At 61.0% G+C, this 17,922-nt stretch carries 19 protein-coding genes; 9 read left to right on the top strand and 10 right to left on the bottom strand.

The window, feature by feature from the left end; genetic code table 11:
- The first annotated feature begins 138 nt into the window (after positions 1–138).
- From cysT to F3H58_RS11580, 3 genes are read left to right on the top strand one after another with little or no spacing between them, the layout of a single operon-like run.
- Positions 139–996, top strand: a complete 858-nt coding sequence (gene cysT / locus F3H58_RS11590; protein ID WP_149742286.1) for a sulfate ABC transporter permease subunit CysT — start codon at positions 139–141, stop codon at positions 994–996.
- Positions 989–1,861: a sulfate ABC transporter permease subunit CysW gene (gene cysW / locus F3H58_RS11585; protein WP_080856056.1), complete on the top strand. Its 873-nt coding sequence runs from the start codon at positions 989–991 to the stop codon at positions 1,859–1,861. Before cysT ends, cysW begins: the two co-directional genes overlap by 8 nt.
- An 11-nt stretch (positions 1,862–1,872) precedes the next feature.
- Entirely contained in the window at positions 1,873–2,913 is a 1,041-nt protein-coding gene (locus tag F3H58_RS11580) for a sulfate/molybdate ABC transporter ATP-binding protein (protein WP_149742285.1), read from the top strand.
- A 520-nt stretch (positions 2,914–3,433) separates the two neighbouring features.
- Here the strand turns inward: F3H58_RS11580 and F3H58_RS11575 are convergent.
- From F3H58_RS11575 to F3H58_RS11555, 5 genes are all read right to left on the bottom strand, one after another.
- Entirely contained in the window at positions 3,434–3,799 is a 366-nt protein-coding gene (locus tag F3H58_RS11575; RefSeq protein ID WP_149742284.1) for an HVO_A0114 family putative DNA-binding protein, read from the bottom strand.
- Positions 3,796–4,077 (bottom strand): toxin-antitoxin system TumE family protein, encoded by a 282-nt coding sequence (locus tag F3H58_RS11570; RefSeq protein ID WP_149742283.1) that lies wholly within the window; start codon positions 4,075–4,077, stop codon positions 3,796–3,798. Before F3H58_RS11570 ends, F3H58_RS11575 begins: the two co-directional genes overlap by 4 nt.
- 62 nt (positions 4,078–4,139) lie before the next feature.
- A complete protein-coding gene (locus F3H58_RS11565) occupies positions 4,140–5,153 on the bottom strand; it encodes an NAD(P)H-quinone oxidoreductase (protein ID WP_188128882.1) in 1,014 nt (337 codons plus the stop codon).
- An 88-nt stretch (positions 5,154–5,241) separates the two neighbouring features.
- On the bottom strand, positions 5,242–7,044 hold the full coding sequence (locus tag F3H58_RS11560; RefSeq protein ID WP_149742282.1) for a GGDEF domain-containing protein: 1,803 nt from the start codon (positions 7,042–7,044) through the stop codon (positions 5,242–5,244).
- Positions 7,045–7,210: 166 nt separating this feature from the next.
- Complete coding sequence (locus tag F3H58_RS11555; RefSeq protein WP_149742281.1) at positions 7,211–7,447, bottom strand: ribbon-helix-helix domain-containing protein; 237 nt, start codon at positions 7,445–7,447, stop codon at positions 7,211–7,213.
- A gap of 368 nt (positions 7,448–7,815) precedes the next feature.
- Between F3H58_RS11555 and betI the strand changes: the two genes are divergently transcribed.
- The 3 genes from betI (at position 7,816) to betA (ending at position 11,811) form a co-directional block, all read left to right on the top strand.
- Complete coding sequence (gene betI / locus F3H58_RS11550; RefSeq protein WP_149742280.1) at positions 7,816–8,436, top strand: choline-binding transcriptional repressor BetI; 621 nt, start codon at positions 7,816–7,818, stop codon at positions 8,434–8,436.
- Positions 8,437–8,466: 30 nt separating this feature from the next.
- Positions 8,467–9,930, top strand: coding sequence for a betaine-aldehyde dehydrogenase (betB, locus tag F3H58_RS11545; RefSeq protein WP_188128893.1), 1,464 nt, complete (start codon positions 8,467–8,469; stop codon positions 9,928–9,930).
- A gap of 231 nt (positions 9,931–10,161) precedes the next feature.
- Positions 10,162–11,811, top strand: coding sequence for a choline dehydrogenase (gene betA / locus F3H58_RS11535; RefSeq protein WP_149742278.1), 1,650 nt, complete (start codon positions 10,162–10,164; stop codon positions 11,809–11,811).
- Positions 11,812–11,814: 3 nt separating this feature from the next.
- Here betA and F3H58_RS11530 read toward each other — a convergent pair whose 3' ends face one another.
- Both F3H58_RS11530 and F3H58_RS11525 read right to left on the bottom strand, forming a co-directional pair.
- Positions 11,815–12,114, bottom strand: coding sequence for a type II toxin-antitoxin system RelE/ParE family toxin (locus tag F3H58_RS11530; protein WP_137409916.1), 300 nt, complete (start codon positions 12,112–12,114; stop codon positions 11,815–11,817).
- On the bottom strand, positions 12,111–12,383 hold the full coding sequence (locus F3H58_RS11525; RefSeq protein ID WP_003522215.1) for a YlcI/YnfO family protein: 273 nt from the start codon (positions 12,381–12,383) through the stop codon (positions 12,111–12,113). Before F3H58_RS11525 ends, F3H58_RS11530 begins: the two co-directional genes overlap by 4 nt.
- 151 nt (positions 12,384–12,534) lie before the next feature.
- Here F3H58_RS11525 and F3H58_RS11520 point away from each other — a divergent pair, with 151 nt between their 5' ends.
- Positions 12,535–13,878 carry a chloride channel protein gene (locus F3H58_RS11520; RefSeq protein WP_188128881.1) on the top strand — a complete coding sequence of 448 codons (1,344 nt, stop codon included), beginning with the start codon at positions 12,535–12,537 and terminating at the stop codon, positions 13,876–13,878.
- 4 nt (positions 13,879–13,882) lie between these two features.
- Here the strand turns inward: F3H58_RS11520 and F3H58_RS11515 are convergent, their stop codons facing one another.
- Positions 13,883–14,635 (bottom strand): DUF3750 domain-containing protein, encoded by a 753-nt coding sequence (locus tag F3H58_RS11515; protein WP_188128880.1) that lies wholly within the window; start codon positions 14,633–14,635, stop codon positions 13,883–13,885.
- A gap of 73 nt (positions 14,636–14,708) precedes the next feature.
- Here F3H58_RS11515 and F3H58_RS11510 point away from each other — a divergent pair, with 73 nt between their 5' ends.
- Together F3H58_RS11510 and F3H58_RS11505 are read left to right on the top strand one after the other, a co-directional pair.
- Entirely contained in the window at positions 14,709–15,707 is a 999-nt protein-coding gene (locus tag F3H58_RS11510) for an asparaginase (RefSeq protein WP_149742276.1), read from the top strand.
- 134 nt (positions 15,708–15,841) lie between these two features.
- Complete coding sequence (locus F3H58_RS11505; protein ID WP_149742275.1) at positions 15,842–16,462, top strand: glutathione S-transferase family protein; 621 nt, start codon at positions 15,842–15,844, stop codon at positions 16,460–16,462.
- 150 nt (positions 16,463–16,612) lie between these two features.
- Here F3H58_RS11505 and F3H58_RS11500 read toward each other — a convergent pair whose 3' ends face one another.
- Both F3H58_RS11500 and F3H58_RS11495 read right to left on the bottom strand, forming a co-directional pair.
- Positions 16,613–17,272 carry a glutathione S-transferase family protein gene (locus tag F3H58_RS11500; protein WP_149742274.1) on the bottom strand — a complete coding sequence of 220 codons (660 nt, stop codon included), beginning with the start codon at positions 17,270–17,272 and terminating at the stop codon, positions 16,613–16,615.
- Between the two features lie 82 nt (positions 17,273–17,354).
- The gene (locus F3H58_RS11495; protein WP_149742273.1) at positions 17,355–17,870 is read right to left on the bottom strand and encodes a MarR family winged helix-turn-helix transcriptional regulator; all 516 of its coding nucleotides are present in this window, start codon (positions 17,868–17,870) and stop codon (positions 17,355–17,357) included.
- Between the last annotated feature and the right edge of the window lie 52 nt (positions 17,871–17,922).

Here is a 17,922-nt window from a genome sequence, read left to right as displayed (position 1 = left end):
GATCGACCGGACACAGTGCCGGTCGATACTTTATAATAAGCGCCGGGGAACACCGGCTCCCAGAGAGCATTTCCAGGAAAAGCGGACCCCGGTTTCCTGTCCGGAAATGCGCCAAACTAAAGATTATCCGGAGCCTTGATGAGCAATAATACATCCGGAAACAGGTGGAAATGGCGGCAGTCGAGCGTCATACCCGGCTTCGGCCTGACGTTTGGTTACACAGTGACCTATCTGTTTCTCATCATTCTTATTCCGCTGGGCGGCCTTGTCTGGTCCACGGCGAAACTGGGTTTTTCAGATTTCATTGCGATTGCCACGGATAGCCGCACGCTGAATGCGCTGCGTGTCAGTTTCGGCACGGCATTTCTTGCCGCGCTGGTCAACTCGGTCTTCGGCGTCATCGTTGCCTGGGTGCTGACGCGTTACCGTTTTCCCGGTCGCCGCTTCGTCGATGCCATCGTCGATCTGCCTTTCGCCCTGCCGACGGCGGTCGCCGGTATCGCGCTGACCACGCTTTACGCCAATCGCGGCTGGGTCGGTTCGCTGTTCGAACCCTTCGGCATCAAGATCGCCTTTACGCCAACCGGCATCGTCATCGCGCTGATCTTCATCGGCCTGCCATTCGTGGTGCGCACCGTGCAGCCGGTCATGGAAGAAATCGACCGGCAGGTGGAGGAGGTGGCGGCGACGCTCGGCGCCAACCGTTTCCAGACCATCACCCGCGTTCTGCTGCCGAGCCTGACACCCGCCATCCTTACGGGTTTTGCGCTCGCCTTCGCACGCGGTGTCGGGGAATATGGCTCGGTCATCTTCATCGCCGGCAATATTCCGTATGTCTCGGAAATCGCGCCGCTTCTCATCGTCATCCGGCTGGAAGAATTCAATTATGCGGCCGCGTCCGGCATCGCCACCATCATGCTGATCATCTCGTTTGCCATGCTGTTCCTCATCAATCTCATTCAGGCCTGGAGCCGCAAGAGGTACGGTTATGTCTGAGACCGCTTCCCGCACGTCCCCCCGGCCGTTCCGCGACCCCGCCAGCGAGAGCTTTCCCGCCCGGCTGGCATTGATCGCGATTGCCTTCGTGTTCCTCGCCGCCTTTCTGGTTCTGCCGTTGGTCTCGGTCTTCTTCGAAGCCTTCCGCAAGGGCACGGAAAGCTTCTGGGAGGCGATTGTCGAGCCGGATGCACTCTCTGCTATCCGCCTGACGCTGCTCGTCGCCGCCATTTCCGTGCCGCTGAACCTGATCTTCGGGGTGATGGCCGCCTGGGCGATTGCGAAATTCGAGTTCAAGGGCAAGGCATTCCTGATCACGCTGATCGACCTGCCGTTCTCGATCTCGCCGGTCATCTCAGGCCTCGTCTATGTCATCCTGTTCTCATCCCACAGCGTGCTCGGGCCATGGCTGAAGAGCTACGGCATCGAGATACTCTTCGCCGTGCCGGGCATCGTGCTCGCCACCATCTTCGTCACCTTTCCCTTCGTCGCGCGCGAACTGATCCCGCTGATGCAGGATCAGGGCAATGGCGACGAGGAGGCGGCGATTTCGCTCGGTGCCTCCGGCTGGCAGACCTTCTGGTATGTCACGCTGCCCAACATCAAATGGGGCCTGCTTTACGGGGTACTGCTCTGCAACGCCCGCGCCATGGGTGAATTCGGCGCCGTCTCGGTGGTCTCGGGCCATATTCGCGGCGAGACCAACACCATGCCGCTGCATGTCGAGATACTCTATAATGAGTACAATATGGGCGCGGCCTTTGCGGTGGCGACGCTGCTCGCGGGCCTGGCGCTGGTGACGCTCATTCTCAAAACCATTCTCGAAATACGCTTTGGCGCGGGCAACGCAGCCGGCAAGCATTGAAAGGCATCTTCATGGAAGTGAAAGTTTCCGGCATCACCAAGCAGTTCGATCGGTTTCCGGCGCTGAACGACGTGTCGCTCGACATTCGTTCCGGTGAGTTGATCGCGCTGCTCGGTCCTTCCGGCTCCGGCAAGACGACGCTGTTGCGTCTGATCGCCGGCCTCGAACAGCCGACGCAGGGGCAAATCTTCTTCGGCGATGAGGATGCGTCCCACCGCACGGTGCAGGAGCGCAATGTCGGTTTCGTGTTCCAGCACTACGCCCTGTTCCGCCATATGACGGTGGCCGACAATATCGCTTTCGGCCTCAAGGTGCGCCCCTCCGCCAACCGCCCGCCGAAAGCCGAGATCCGCAAACGCGTGTCCGAGCTGCTCGACATGGTGCATCTCTCCGGTCTTGAAAAGCGCTATCCAACCCAGCTTTCCGGCGGTCAACGCCAGCGCGTGGCGCTGGCCCGCGCCGTCGCCATCGAGCCGAAGGTCCTGCTTCTCGATGAACCCTTCGGCGCGCTCGACGCGAAGGTGCGCAAGGAGCTGCGCCGCTGGCTGCGCGAATTCCACGACCGCACCGGCCACACCACCGTCTTCGTCACCCACGATCAGGAAGAAGCGCTGGAACTGGCCGACCGCGTCGTCGTCATGAGCCAGGGCAAGATCGAGCAGGTCGGCACGGCAGACGATGTCTACGATACGCCGAACTCCCCCTTCGTCTTCTCCTTCATCGGCGAATCCTCCAGCCTGCCGGTCACGATCCGTGATGGCCATGTGCTGTTCCAGGGCGAGAGCATCGGCGTAAACGAAAGCGGCGCAGGCGAGGGCGAATTGTTCTTCCGGCCGGAAGACGTGGTGCTGACGGACGAAAAGGACGCGCTTTACGGCAAGGTCACCACCTGTCGCCGCCTGGCCGGCACCCGCATCGCCGAAATCGACATCGCCAATAACGGCCATGAGCCCTATCACCTCGAAATCGAGGTGCCGCTCAACGCCGCCGTGGCGGTGGGCGCGGAACTGCGCTTCCGGCCGACGCGGTGGAAGGTGTTCGGGAAGAGGTAGGGAGAGGTGACCGCAGTTGGCGGTCGTTGATTTTGTCGCTGCCCCCACTTCTCCGTCATACCGGCCTTGAGCCGGTGCCCAGCCAGCCCAAGTCCTTGGGTTGAAAGAACTCCTCTCGTCGCGCAGCCGCGCGCCGGCTGGGTGCCGGGTCAAGCCCGGTATGACGGAAGAGACATTTCAGGAGTAGCATCGAGCATAGAGCTTGCCGCACCGGCACTCGAGGCGCAGATCTCCCCAATAGTCAAAGCAATACGCAGAAACGGAAAAGGGCCGCCAAAGCGACCCTTCCATGAGTTTGGTCCTGTTTACAGACCCGGGACTGTTTCTCAACGTTCCGAAGGCTAGAGGTTTTACAACGAGGGCTGCCCCGTCGAAAACACACCCTTTCCATTGCCTGCACCAGAGACCGAAATCTCACTAGACATTGGATCACCTCCTTCCGATACGTTGAACATAACTAGAAGGTAGTACGATTCGTCAGTAATGCAAGAGGGATTACTTCTTGGGGGACGCCCGGCACCTATGCCGCGTCTGCGGCCTTCACGTCGAATTCGAAGTGGATGCTGTCATAGGGAAACTCGATGCCAGCCTCGTTCCGGTCGATAACGCCCGCATGGAGGAGCGACGTCACATCGCGATGAACGGCCTGTACGTCCCGTCCGACTCGACGGGCAACCTCCCGGATAGAAAGCGGCCCCTGGCCCGCCAGAGCCTTGACGATGGCAAGGCGAAGCGGCGCGAGAATGCGGTGCAGGTCCTCATAGCTGGAAAATTCGACGGACGGTTTCGCCTCCACCGGCTTTTCAGACATGGCCAGATTACCGGCGGCAACAAAGCGGCTCTTGATATCCTTGATCGTGCTGAGACGGACGGTGAGTGCGGTCATGACAAAATCCTTTCCATATCCGCCTGAAAAGCATCGAACAGGGCTTCGAGCGTGGTGAAGGCGATGGTGTATTCACGCCCGTCCATATGACGATGATCGCCTTTGCCGCGTTCATTGTCATAACGCAGAACACATTCCCCTTTGATCACCAGCGCCAGCCGATATTTGAACGGTTGAAGACTTCCGGGAACAGGCTCAGGCAGATGCCACAGGACAACCTCAAAGAAGGCCGTCTCGTCGATCACTTTGCGCGTCTTTTCGAGCAGAATGGCCTTCATGTTGTTATTCTTGACAACACTTTGCTGTGTTGTCAATGAAAACAACGATCTTGCTCAAAACGTCACGACACCCGCATCACGATCTTGCCGATATGGCTGCTGCTTTCCATCAGCCGGTGCGCTTCCGCGACCTCATCCAGCGTGAAGACCCGGTTGATGACAGGTGCCAGCTGACCGCTTTCGATGAGCGGCCAGACCTCGGCGACGAGGTCGTCGCGGATGGCGCGTTTCTCGTCGGCCGTGCGGGGGCGCATGGTGGAGCCGGTGACGGTGAGGCGTTTGACCATGATGGGGGTGAGGTTGACCTTGTCGGCCACGGCGCCGCCCAGAAAGGCGATGATGGACAGGCAGCCGTCCTTTGCGAGTGCCGAAAGGTTCTTTTCGAAATAGGCCGCACCAATCATGTCGAGAACGACATCGACGCCCTTGCCGCCGGTTTCGGCTTTAACGACTTCGGCGAAATCCTCCTCACGATAGTTGATCGCCCGTCTGGCGCCGAGCTTCACGCAGGCTTCGCATTTTTCCGCCGAGCCCGCCGTAGCATAGACTTCCGCGCCAAAGGCTTTGGCAAGCTGGATGGCCGTCGTGCCGATGCCGCTGGTGCCGCCATGGATGAGGACGCTTTCCCCTTCGGTGAGGCCCGCCATCTGGAAGAGGTTGGCCCAGACGGTGAAGAAGGTTTCCGGCAAAGCCGCCGCTTTGACGGCGTCGTAACCCTTCGGGAAGGGCAGGGCCTGCCCGGCCGGCACGGTGCAATATTGCGCGTAACCGCCGCCATTGGCGAGCGCGCAGACCTTGTCGCCCAGCTTGAATTCGGTAACGCCTTCACCCAGCGCAACCACCTCGCCGGCGATTTCAAGGCCGAGGATCGGGCTTGCATCCTTCGGCGGCGGATAGGTGCCCTGCCGCTGCGCCACATCCGGCCGGTTGACGCCCGCCGCCTCGACCTTCACCAGAACCTCGCCTTTTGCGGGCTTCGGCAAAGGCGCTTGCGAAAGCCGCATCACCTCCGGGCCGCCATGGGAAGGGAGGTCGATGAAGCGCATTGTTTCGGGCAGGGTCTTGGTGTCGGGCATGGCCAGGGGCAACTCCTCACGTGTCGGCGTCGTCTGAAGATGTAGGTCAGATGCGCCGCTTAGGGAAGGAGGCCGTTTGTCACGAGTGTCAATTTGTCTCGCCGAAGACCCGGACGACGAGACCGCCTTCGTTTTCCTTCGCAGCCGCCTTCACGCCAGCGATCTCGCTGCCGATCCGCTCGGGATTGGCGATGATCAACCCTTTCGGCAAAGTCAGAACGCCAATGGAGCAGCGCAGCAGCGCGAAGTCCCGCTCATTGCCGTGGCGGTCCTGGCCTTTCATGCAGCCGGCGGCGCGGTCCTCGTCCGAATAGAGTTCGGCGACGTCGTCGTGAAAATCGCTGAGCAGCCGCTCGAGGATTTCCGTCAGTTCTCCCACCGCCCAGTCGCGCACGCCGATGAAGAAATCGTCGCCGCCGATATGGCCGAGGAAACAATCGCCGGCAAAAAAGTAACGGCGCATCAGTGCCGAAAACAGGGTGATGGCGTGGTCGCCGGCGTTGAAGCCGTATTTGTCGTTGAAGGGTTTGAAATTATCGAAGTCGCAATAGCAGAAGAAGCGCGCCTCGTCGCCATCGCTGCATCGGTCGGCAATGAAACCGCCAATCGCGCGGTTGCCCGGCAGCGCCGTCAGCGGGTTCTGGTCCTGCGCCATCTTCAGCTGTTTTTCGTTGATGACCTTGATGAGCGAAGCGGCGGAAACGATGCCGGCGTAACGCATGTTTTCGGTGAGGATGATGCAGGCGCTGCCGCCCATGCTGGCGAACATGTTCATCAATTGGTCGGCATCGGCATCGAGGCCGACAATCGGCGCGGGATCGACGAAATGGGAAATGGTACGCTCATAGATCTTGTTCTTGAGCAGGTCGCGGCCGAAAGGCCGGTAGATATATTCCTTGAGGTGATATTCGTTGATGACGCCGCGCGGTTCGCCATTGGCGTTGAGAACCGGAAAAAACGCCTGCTGCGGATTTCTGCGGAACAGTTCGAAGACGCTGTCGACGCTGTCATGCTCAAAGACGGTCGGAAGACGCTCGATTTCGCGGCGAATGAGAATCTCATCCAGCGTCTGGCTGCTGCGCCGCGCCACGCCCATGCGGTTGATGTGGGGAAAGCTCTCCGGCAGCTCGCTGGTGAAGACCGTGGGCCTCGCGATCAGCCAGCCCTGCACCAGATCGACGCCGAATTCGCGGCAGGTCAGAAACTCCGCTTCGGTTTCTATGCCTTCTGCAATGACCCTGACGCCAAGAACATGGGCGATGTTGACGATGTTGCGCACAAGGTGCTGCTTGCGCGGCAATTGGTCGACTCCGGTGATGAAATGCCGGTCGATCTTCAGGTAATCCAGCGGGAAGTCGCACAGCAGCTTCATCTCGCCATGACCGGCGCCGAAATCGTCGATCGCCAGCTTGAAGCCTTCCTTGCGCATTCGGGCAATCAGCGCCGTAAATTCGGGTACGCTGGTATTGTCGAAACGTTCGGAAAGCTCAAAGCAGATGGAGGAGGCGGGAATGCCCGCCCGCGCCAGATGGCCGACGAGCTTGTCGAGAATGGCGTCGCCGTGCGGGATCAGCCGCACATCGAGATTGAGGAACAGGGTGGCGGAGGAGAAATCGGGCAGGGTGGAAAATTTCGCCAGCGCCCGGCTCGCCAGCATCTGCTCGAAGGCCTTCAACTCGCCATCCGCGGCAGCCTGGTCGAGCAGCGCCAGCGGATTGGAAAAACCGAGCCGGTCATGGCCGCGCATCAGCGATTCATAACCGAAGATCGTGCCTGTCGTCGCCTCGACAATCGGCTGAAATGCCGTTTCGAGCACCAGTTTCGCCATGGGAAACATGTGCCCGGAGGCAAAACGCCTTATGACATCGTTCTCCAGCGTGACGGCCTGCATATGTCTCTCCGCTCATGTTCTTACGCCCGGTTTTAAATCCTTGGGCGCCCATTATTTTTGGGCAAACAATTGCAGATCACAGGTCAACAAAAGCTTTCACCACTGTGAAGCTTTCGTGAACCTTTTATAACAACCCCTTGGATATTAAAGGTTGTTGAGCGGCGGGTCAGGCCCTTCGGGCATGTCCGGTGTGTGCGGCGTAAAGGTCCGCGACGTTGAGCCGCTCCCGGTCCGCATCCGCCGCTGGTCTTGAAGCCGCTCCGGTGCCCTGCGCGGTGGAGGCCGCCCACAGGCGCAGGGCCTCCCGAACGACCTCACTGCCGGAAGCATAGGCTCCGCAATTCACGGCCTCACGCATCCTTGCTGCCTGTTCCGGGGAAATCGATACTGTTACCATTGGCATGATATCACTCCCTTCTTTAAACGCTGCGATCGGTCCTTCGATGTCCGGTTTGCGGATCGGGCGCCGTCGTGGTCTAGGCGGGCGTTTTTATCGTCTTTCGTCTGGCGCCGCTTCCAGCGAAATTTGTATCATCAGCGATATTAGCACGAAACGCATTCCATTCCCAATTCGCAGTATATCACGGTTTAGTTTTTCCCCCGTGAACCGGCCGGCAGCATGGGGCTCGCCGCGCTGGCCGATGCCTGCGAAACTATCACTGTCCGGCGGCGGAAAATATGATCCATCGCAAATCAGCGACATAAAATGGCGCGTTTTTTATTGATTGATCGATCAATCAAGAATATTTTGCCGCCATCAAGGAGACCCTTATGCCCAAGATCGGAATGGAGCCTCTGCGCCGCAAGGCGCTGGTGGATGCGGCGCTTCGCACCATAGGCCACCATGGTTCGCTGAATGTGACGATGTCGGATATCGCCCGGGAAGCGGGTGTATCGGCGGCGCTCGCGCATCATTATTTCGGCAGCAAGCAGCAGCTTCTGTTGGAAACCATTCGCAGCCTGCTGCGCGATCTCAGGCGTGATGCGGTCGCGGCTTTGACCCGCGCTTCCGGCCCGCGTGAAAGGCTGAGCGCCATCGTGCATGTCTCCTTCCAGAGCGACCAGTTCACGCCCGAAACAGTGGCGGCATGGCTTGCCTTTTATGTCGAGGCGCAGCGCTCGGAAGAAACCCGCCGCCTGCTCGTGCTCTATTCGCGCCGTCTGCGCTCCAACCTCATGGCGAGCCTCAACCGGCTCTGCCCGCCGGACGATGCCGCACGCATCGCAGAAGGCGCGGCGGCCCTGATCGACGGGCTTTATATTCGCCACAGCCTGCGCTCGGCCCCGCTCGGCCTTGCCTCCGCACCGGCGCTTGTCGAGGATTATTTCGACATGCTGCTCAAATCATTTCCCGATGGACAGCGCCCAAAGCCGTCCATCCGCGTTCTTTAAGGAGACTTCGACATGACCATCGCGACGCCGCTGAAGGCGCAGCCGAAAGCCTCGCATTTCATCGACGGGGTGTATGTCGAAGACACGGCCGGCACACCGTTCGAGAGCATCTTCCCGGCCACCGGCGAGGTGATTGCAAGGCTGCATGCGGCAACGCCTGCCATCGTCGAGCGCGCCATCGCCTCGGCCAAACGGGCGCAGAAGGAATGGGCGGCGATGAGCCCGATGGCGCGCGGCCGCATCCTCAAACGCGCCGCCGATATCATGCGTGAGCGCAACGATGCGTTGTCCACGCTGGAGACGCTGGATACCGGCAAGCCCATTCAGGAAACCATCGTCGCCGACCCGACCTCCGGCGCGGATGCCTTCGAATTTTTCGGCGGCATCGCCCCTTCCGCGCTGAACGGCGATTACATCCCCCTCGGCGGCGATTTCGCCTATACCAAGCGCGTGCCGCTCGGCGTCTGCGTCGGCATCGGCGCGTGGAACTATCCGCAGCAGATCGCCTGCTGGAAGGCGGCGCCTGCGCTGGTCGCCGGCAATGCCATGGTCTTCAAGCCTTCGGAAAACACCCCGCTCGGCGCCTTGAAGATCGCCGAAATCCTCATCGAAGCCGGTCTGCCAAAGGGCCTGTTCAACGTCATTCAGGGCGATCGCGATACCGGCCCGCTGCTCGTCAATCACCCGGATGTGGCCAAGGTCTCGCTTACCGGCTCAGTCCCGACCGGCCGCAAGGTAGCCGCCGCCGCTGCCGGGCATCTGAAGCACGTGACCATGGAACTCGGCGGCAAGTCGCCGCTGATCGTCTTCGACGACGCCGATATCGAAAGCGCTGTGGGCGGGGCCATGCTCGGCAACTTCTATTCCTCCGGCCAGGTCTGCTCCAACGGCACCCGCGTCTTCGTGCAGAAAAAGGCGAAGGAGCGTTTCCTCGACAATCTGAAGCGCCGCACAGAGGCGATGATCCTCGGCGATCCGCTGGACTACGCCACCCATCTCGGCCCGCTGGTCTCCAAGGCCCAGCAGGAGAAGGTCCTTTCCTATATCGAAAAGGGCAGGGCAGAGGGCGCGACGCTCATCACCGGCGGCGGCATTCCCAACAATGTTTCGGGCGAGGGCGCTTATGTGCAGCCGACCGTCTTCGCCGATGTGACTGACGACATGACCATCGCCCGCGAGGAAATCTTCGGCCCCGTCATGTGCGTGCTGGATTTCGACGATGAAGACGAGGTTCTTACCCGTGCCAATGCCACCGAATTCGGCCTCGCCGGCGGCGTCTTCACCGCCGATCTCGCTCGCGCCCATCGCGTGGTCGACCGGCTGGAGGCGGGCACGCTGTGGATCAATACCTATAATCTCTGCCCGGTCGAAATCCCCTTCGGCGGTTCCAAGCAATCCGGCTTCGGGCGAGAGAATTCGGCCGCCGCGCTGGAGCATTATAGCGAGTTGAAGACGGTTTATGTGAGCACGGGGAAGGTGGACGCGCCTTATTGATGGTTCGGTGGGTGGGGTTCACCCCCCTCTGCCCTGCCGGGCATCTCCCCCTCAAGGGGGGAGATCGATATGCGGCGAGGTCGCGCCCATCTCAACGTCAGCGAATGAAGCGGCGGTAGCGCCGCTTGCCGATCTCCCCCCTTGAGGGGGAGATGCCCGGCAGGGCAGAGGGGGGTGAAACCCCAGCCGCATACGGTCATCGGAACCAACGCTCATCGGAGAGAGCAGATCATGCAAGCAGACTACGTCATCGTCGGTTCGGGTTCCGCAGGCTCCGCCATCGCCTATCGCCTGTCAGAAGACGGTCGTTATTCGGTGATCGTCATCGAGGCTGGCGGGTCGGATTTCGGCCCCTTCATCCAGATGCCGGCCGCACTCGCATGGCCGATGAGCATGAAGCGCTATAATTGGGGCTATCTCTCCGAGCCCGAGCCGAACCTCGACAACCGCAGGATTACGGCGCCGCGCGGAAAAGTCATCGGCGGTTCGTCCTCCATCAACGGCCTCGTTTACGTGCGTGGCCATGCCGAGGATTTCAACCGCTGGGAAGAGCTTGGCGCGCATGGCTGGGCCTATGCGGATGTGCTGCCATACTTCAAGCGCATGGAACACAGCCATGGCGGCGAAGAGGGCTGGCGCGGCACGGATGGGCCGCTGCATGTGCAGCGCGGCCCGGTCAACAATCCGCTGTTCCACGCCTTCATTCAGGCGGGCGCTGAGGCCGGTTTCGAACTGACCGACGATTACAACGGCTCCAAGCAGGAGGGTTTCGGCCTGATGGAGCAGACCATCCACAATGGTCGCCGCTGGTCCGCCGCGAATGCCTATCTCAAACCGGCGCTGAAGCGCGGCAATGTCACGCTGGTCAACGGCTTCGCCCGCAAGGTCGTCATCGAGAACGGCCGCGCGGTTGGCGTCGAGATCGAGCGCAAGGGCGTGGTGGAAACCATCACGGCCAATCGCGAGGTCATCGTTTCCGCCTCCTCCTTCAATTCGCCGAAACTGCTGATGCTCTCAGGCATCGGTCCCGCCGCGCACCTGAAAGACATGGGCATCGAGGTTAAGGCGGATCGCCCGGGCGTGGGCGCAAATCTTCAGGACCATATGGAGTTTTATTTCCAGCAGGTCTCCACCAAGCCGGTCTCGCTCTATTCCTGGCTGCCATGGTTCTGGCAGGGCGTGGCCGGTGCGCAATGGCTGCTGTCGAAAGGCGGGCTTGGCGCTTCCAACCAGTTCGAGGCCTGCGCTTTCCTGCGCTCCGCACCCGGTCTGAAACAGCCGGATATCCAGTATCATTTCCTGCCGGTCGCCATTTCCTATGATGGCAAGGCGGCGGCGAAAAGCCATGGTTTCCAGGTGCATGTGGGCTACAACCTGTCGAAATCGCGCGGCAATGTCACGCTCCGCTCGGCCGATCCGCATGACGATCCGGTCATCCGCTTCAACTATATGAGCCACCCGGAAGACTGGGAAAAATTCCGCCATTGCGTGCGCCTGACGCGCGACATCTTCAGCCAGAAAGCCTTTGACGATTTTCGCGGACCGGAAATCCAGCCCGGCGAAAATGTGGAGACGGATGAGGAGATCGACGCCTTTTTGCGGGAACATCTCGAAAGTGCCTATCACCCCTGCGGCACCTGCCGCATGGGCGACAGGGACGACCCGATGGCCGTCGTCGATCCCGAATGCCGGGTCATCGGCGTGGAAGGTTTGCGGGTGGCGGACAGCTCGATCTTCCCGCATGTGACCTATGGCAACCTCAACGGCCCGTCGATCATGACCGGCGAAAAAGCGGCGGATCATATTCTCGGCAAGACCCCGCTGCCGCGTTCCAATCAGGAACCGTGGGTAAACCCGCGTGCGGCCGTCAGCGACCGGTAAGGATCAATGGTAATCGTCCTCGCGCTGGTGGCGAACGGCGGCAATGGTGACGGTTTTCGGGCCATCGATGCGGAACAGCACGATATAGCCTGATGAGCCGAACGGTATGAGGAGTTCGCGTATCAGGCCGTTTTCCGGGGATGCCTTGCGGCAACTGAAGGGAAAATCGCCGAGAATCTCCAGTCCTGCTCTTATGGCGCGGATTGCTTTCTCAGCCACATCGATGTCGTAGGCGATCAGAAAATCATAGATGCGATCAAAATCGGCCAAGGCTTCTTCGGTATAGCGAAGCTCATACGTCATTTCCGCTTCGCGGCTTTCGCAGCATCAAGTTTCTTTTGCATCATCGAAAGAACATCGTCGGTGCTATAATAAACGCCGGTGCGCTCCGCTTCTTCGAGTGACGCCAGCCCGCGCGCGATGAATTCCGCCTGGGATTTACGGATTTGCACCTGTCTGCGCACGGACTCTTCAACGAAGGAAGAAAGCGTCTCGCCTTCCTTCAGCACGCTTTCAGCAGCCTCGCGAAAATCCGCCGTCACCCGCAGTGAAGGGATCGTTGCCGTTTTCATGTCTACGTCTCCGTGCGTTGCAATTGCGACGCAAAGAATGCGCCGATAGGGGCGACCTGTCAAATGCAAAACCTTGCAATCGCGCCCGGGGAGGCAGATAAACGGGCATCCCGCCCGAGAAACAATACCGAAATCACCGATCTGGACCGCCATGCCCGTCGACTACAAAAAGCTGAAGATGCTCCGCCGTTCCCGTGTCGTGTGGGGTTCGTGGCGGGTGTGGAGGCCGAGGGCGGTTTTCTGGATTGGCGCGATTGCTGTCGGCCTTATCAGCGTCGGGTTTGCGTGGGCGGCGGATCGGGCCCAGCACCTTTTCTTTGCGGCGACATCATCGGGCGAATGGGCGTTTCTGCTGCCGCTCATCATCACGCCGCTCGGGTTTACGCTCTGCGCATGGCTCGCGATCACGGTTTTCCCCAATGCCGGCGGCAGCGGCATCCCGCAGGCCATCGCCGCGCGGCACCTGCGGGAAGATGCGGACCGTTCGCGGCTTCTGTCGCTGAAACTCGCTTTCGGCAAGGTGGTGTTGACGGTGGCCGGGCTTTTGTCCGGTGCCTCCATCGGCCGCGAGGGACCAACCGTTCAGGTTGGCGCCTCGATCATGCTGCAGGCCGCCCGCTGGGGCGGCATGGCGCAGGCGAAGGGCCTCATTCTCGCTGGCTCGGCGGCGGGCATTGCGGCGGCCTTCAACACGCCGCTCGCCGGCATCGTCTTCGCCATCGAGGAGATGAGCAAGACCTATGAATCCCGCGCCAATGGCCTCGTTCTCACTGCCGTCATCCTGTCGGGCCTCGCTTCGCTGGCGCTGGTCGGCAGCTATACCTATTTCGGCACCAGTTCGGTGATGGCGAAAACGACCATGGACTGGCTGCTGGTTCTGGTCTGCGGCATTGGCGGCGGCGCGTTCGGCGCGCTGTTCAGCGCCGGTGCCCTGAGGCTCTCGGCACGTATCCGCCGTTTTGCCCAGACCATGCCGCTGAAGCGGATGCTGGCGGTCGCCGCCGCCTGCGGCCTTGCTTCCGCCGTCCTCGGCATCGCAACGGGCGGCGCGACCTTCGGCACCGGTTACGAACAGGCACGCGCGGCAATCGAGGGCGAGGCAGCGCCGACATTCTTTTTCATCGAAAAACTGGCGGCGACGTTCCTCGCCATGATGTCGGGCATTCCGGGCGGCATTTTCGCGCCGTCCTTGTCAGTGGGCGCGGGTTTCGGCAGCACCATGGCAAGCCTGCTCGGCACCAGCATCGGCCTTGGCGCCATCGTCGGCATGGCGGGTTATTTTGCGGGCGTGGTGCAGGCGCCGATGACGGCCTTTGTCATTATCCTTGAAATGACTGGCAATCATGAAGGCGTCATGCCCATCATGGCCGCATCGATGCTCGGGTATCTGACGTCGCGGCTTTTCTCCCGCGAGCCGCTTTATCATGGCCTGTCGCGGGTCTTCATCGCCCAGAGCATCCGCGCCCGGCGCGCCGCTCAGGCCAGCGAAACGTAACCGTTTATGCGCGGATGCCCGCCACGCCGAAATAACCGAGCCCCGGTATCTTCACGCCGGGCCGGCTGAAATCGATGCCGGCGACAAGACCGAGAAAATTGATCTCGAAACCGCTGCGCGCACCCGCCGAAATGCCGAACAGGCCACCGAGCGAAACGCTCGCATCCTTCCAGTCATCGGCGATGTGGTAAAAAGCGCCATCCGGCAGATAATCGCGGCCGACCGCATCCGGCGGCAGCACGACGCCGAGTTCCGGCACGCTGCGCAGCACATGGGCGACGAAGGTGTTGGAGTTGGGACCGGGATAGATGCGATAGCCGCCCGGCTTGCCATAGGGGTAATCGGCAATCGCCTTTTCGATCTTAGGGATCAGCTTTTCCGCCTCTGCGCCGTGAATGGCCACCACCTGGCGCGGCATGTTGGAATACCAATAGGCATCGGCCGCATAACCGTTGTGGCGGATCGGCGTGCCCCAGCCCACCTTGTCATAACGGTCATAGCTCGTAGCGTCAGGCTTTTTCAGAACGACCCAGGCGTGGCTGGCAACGGAACCCTTGAAGCCTCCGGTCATGGCGGAGAAGATGTAGACGGCGGCTTGCCCGTCGCTCGAAGCGGGCGGCAGCATGCCTGACGATGACCATCTGGCGGCGCTCCACCCGCGCGGATGGTCCTTCATGGCCCAAAGCCCGGCCGATGCCAGTGCCGGCAGCAGATAGATGACGGCAATCGCCAGCAGCAGACGTTTAGCAAATTTCACCGGCAGCCCCGTGCATCGAAAAATCAATTGCGGTATCAACCACATGAAATCAGAATTTTTTGAGGCTGCGAAAATGAACAATTCCGTTACCGTCGAAGTTACCCGCGGCAACCTCGTGGAAAGCCGCCATCATGGCCTTGCCGTGGTGGTGGATGGCGATGGCGGCGTGCTGTTTTCGGCTGGCGATATCGAGCGCGGCATCTTCCCGCGTTCCGCCTGCAAGGCCATGCAGGCGCTGCCGCTGGTGGAAAGCGGTGCTGCGGATGCCTACGGCTTCGGCAACCGCGAACTGGCGCTTGCCTGCTCCTCCCATTCCGGCGAGGACGCGCATGTGGAGCTCGCTGCTTCAATGCTGGCGAAGGCGGGCAGGGATGTGGATACGCTGGAATGCGGCGCACATTGGTCTTCCGACCAGAAAACCATCATCCATCAGGCCCGCACGCTGGAAAAGCCGACGGCGCTTCACAATAATTGCTCCGGCAAACATTCCGGTTTCATCTGCGCCTGCTGCCACACCGGCACTGACCCAGAGGGCTATGTCGGTTACGATCACCCGCTGCAGCGGGAAATCCGCGCCACGATGGCAAGCCTGACGGGTGCTGCTCTCGGTCAGGACAATTGCGGCGTGGATGGCTGCTCCATCCCGACCTATGCGGTTCCGCTCAAAGGGCTGGCGCACGGTTTCGCAAAGATGGCGACGGGCAGGGGGTTGGAAGCGGGCCGTGCGAAAGCCTCGCGCCGTCTCGTCGAGGCCTGCATGGCGGAGCCCTTTTACGTTGCGGGCACCGGCCGCGCCTGCACGAAGCTGATGCAGATCGCGCCGGGAAAAATCTTCGCAAAGACCGGGGCGGAGGGCGTCTTCATCGCCGCCCTGCCGGAAAAGGGCATTGCCATGGCGGTGAAATGCGAAGACGGCACGACGCGTGCGGCGGAAGCCATGGTCTCGGCACTGCTTGCGCGCTATTTCGATGAAGGCAGCGCCGAGCAGCAGGCTTTGAGCGGCATGGCGAACCGGCAGATGCGCAACTGGAACGGCATCCATGTCGGCGATATCCGCGTCGTCGGGCTATAAATAACCTTTGACGCGGCCGGTTGCGGGCACGATGATGACGTGCCCTGCGTGCGACGGCCATCCCATGGCCGCCGAGGGGCGGCGTCTGCATGAGGAAGAAGCGGGCGCTTCATTGCTTTGGAGGTCGCATATCCATGTTCACACTGTTTTTCTCCCCCGGTTCCTGCTCCCGCGCCAGCCATATCGCGTTGGAGGAATCCGGCCTGCCTTACAAGGCCCGCCGCGTCAATTTCGCGGAAGGCGAGCAACGCTCCGAGGCATTTTTGAAGATCAATCCCAAGGGCCGCGTGCCGGCGCTGGCGACGGCGAGCGGCGTGCTGACGGAGACGCCCGCCATCCTCGCCTTCATTGCCCAGATGGCGCCGGAAAAGAAGCTTGCGCCGCTCGACGATCCGTTCGAATTCGCGCTGATGCAGTCCTTCAACGCCTTCATTTCCTCCACCGTGCATGTTGCCCATGCGCATGGCCGGCGCGGCAGCCGCTGGGCGAATGAGGATAGTTCGCTGGCCGATATGAAGGCGAAAGTGCCGCAGACCATGGGCGAGTGCTTCGAACTGATCGAGCACGGCATGCTGCACGGCCCCTGGGTTCTTGGCACCGCCTATTCGGTTGCCGATCCCTATCTTTTCGTCATGTCCGGCTGGCTGGAAAGCGATGGCGTGGATATTGCCCGTTTCCCGAAAGTGCACGACCACTTCCGCCGCATGAACGACCGCCCTGCGGTGCAGCGGGCGCTGGCGGGCGAGAGGGGCTGAGGGGCCCAGTATTTCCGTCATTCCGGCCCCGAGCCGGAATCCAGCCGACGCGCGTCTGCGCGGCGAGAAGAGTCCTTTCAGCCCAAGGACTTGGGCTGGCTGGATGCCGGATCAGGTCCGGCATGACGGAGGGGTAAAGGGCTCGCCCGCTCAGGCCGCCTCGGCGGCCCGGGTGTCCCACATGGTCTTGAACGCTGTGCGGGCCTGGCAGCGATCCAGCCAGGCTTTCAGCGCCGGATGGGCATCGAACAGCGGCTTGTGGCCCTGCGCGTAACGAACGATTTCCGCCGCGTTGAGATCGGCGACGGTGAAACGGTCGCCCACCAGATAGTCGTGGCTGGAAAGATGCTGCTCCAGCACCCGGAAGGGGCGCTTCAGCAGCCGGGCGGCGACATCGATCACGGCCTTGCCGCTATCGCTTTCCGACAGGCCTTCGGCGATGGCGGAGGAAATCTTCAGCGAATTGGTTTCGACTTCGGTGGCGGCAAAGAAGGACCATTGCAGCATCGCCGCATCTTCCTTCAGGTCGATCGGAGCCAGCGGCCCGCTATATTTGCGGGCAAGGTAGAGATTGATGGCCATGGATTCGTAAAGCACCATGCCGTCATCCTCGATGCAGGGAATGGTGCCCATCGGGTTGACGGCGAGAAATGCGGGAGACAGCGTGTTGAGCGGCGCATCCGCAGCCAGCGGATCGGCAAGGCGGCGGGCCTGTATCACGGGCACATGCTTGAATTCTATGCCCAGTTCACCCGCAAGCCACAGCGTGCGCGTGGCACGGGAACGATAGACACCGTAAATCGTCAACATCGAAATTACCCCTTGACCAGTTCGATGCGCGGCACGTTACGGTTTCACCCTCTTAAAGTGAAGTTGCAGATCGCCGGGGCAGCTATGATTTTTTCTGATCCGTGAAGAAGTCCGTATCCGGCGACAGACGATATTCGAAACGGTCGATGAAGCGTTCGAACAGGCGGGCGAATGTCTCCACATCCTCCGCCGGCCATCCATCCATCACATCCTCGATGACGCTCATCTTGGTCCGGCGCATCTCTTGCAACAGACTGGTGCCGAGCGGCGTGATCTCGACAATGCTGCGGCGGCCGTCTTTCTGGGAAACGCCGCGTTTCAGCAGGCCGCGCCCCACCATATCCGCCACCACCCGGCTGCCGCGGGAGGGATCGATGCGCATGCCCTCGGCAATCGCACCCACGGTCACATCGCCTTCCGCCCGGCGCAGAATATCGAGAACGTCGATATGGGAAAGTTCGAGACCCGGAGCGAGCCTGGCAAGCGCCATGCGGCCGATGATGCGGCGGCCGATCATGATGCGCATGCGCGTCATCGTATTGCCGATCCGCTTGATGTCCTCGGGCAGATCCTCGTTCCAGTTTTCCTCGGTCGCCACGCTTCATCGTCCCTTTCGATGCTGTTTTCCGATCACATTTAGCGGCATTAGC

This window comes from Rhizobium sp. NFACC06-2 (assembly GCF_900101425.1).
GTDB classification, from domain to species: Bacteria; Pseudomonadota; Alphaproteobacteria; order Rhizobiales; family Rhizobiaceae; genus Agrobacterium; species Agrobacterium leguminum.
The sequence above is the reverse complement of the archived record's forward strand: the minus strand, read 5'-3'. Positions and strand labels throughout refer to the sequence as shown.